Origin of the sequence: Vaccinium witches'-broom phytoplasma str. VAC, assembly GCF_000309405.1 — a bacterium.
Lineage (GTDB): Bacteria > Bacillota_I > Bacilli_A > Acholeplasmatales > Acholeplasmataceae > Phytoplasma.
This window is the reverse complement of record NZ_AKIN01000221.1, coordinates 1-402: the sequence shown is the minus strand read 5'-3', so window position 1 is coordinate 402 and position 402 is coordinate 1. Positions and strand designations below refer to the sequence as shown.

Here is a 402-nt window from a genome sequence, read left to right as displayed (position 1 = left end):
TAGATAACGACGAGACAGGCCGAAAACGCAGTGAAGCCTTAGGTGAAAAACTTAAAGAAGCAAAAATTTTATACGAAATTAGACGCATTTTACCCCCTTATGATAAAACTTGTAAAGATGTCGATGATTTAATCCGTCAATACGGAAAAGAAGCTTACCAAAAATGTTTTTTAGATCCATACATCAGTTATGAAGAGGCCAAAAAGAAAATCATCGTCGATTTAGCAATTCATTTTTTTGGCGAAGACAAAGTTGAAGTAATTAGTTAAATTATTACTTTGTTACACCAATATATAACATTTACACATATAATAACATTAACATACCCCAAAATAAGCGCATATATCCTAAATTTAACTATTTAGGGTTTTTATTTTTATAATAATAAACCAAATAAAAGGA

General features: G+C 29.4%; 1 pseudogene. It reads left to right on the top strand.

Annotated features, from left to right (window positions below):
• A pseudogene (locus tag RI68_RS03010) lies at positions 1-269 on the top strand (toprim domain-containing protein); the annotation flags it as partial.
• Between the last annotated feature and the right edge of the window lie 133 nt (positions 270-402).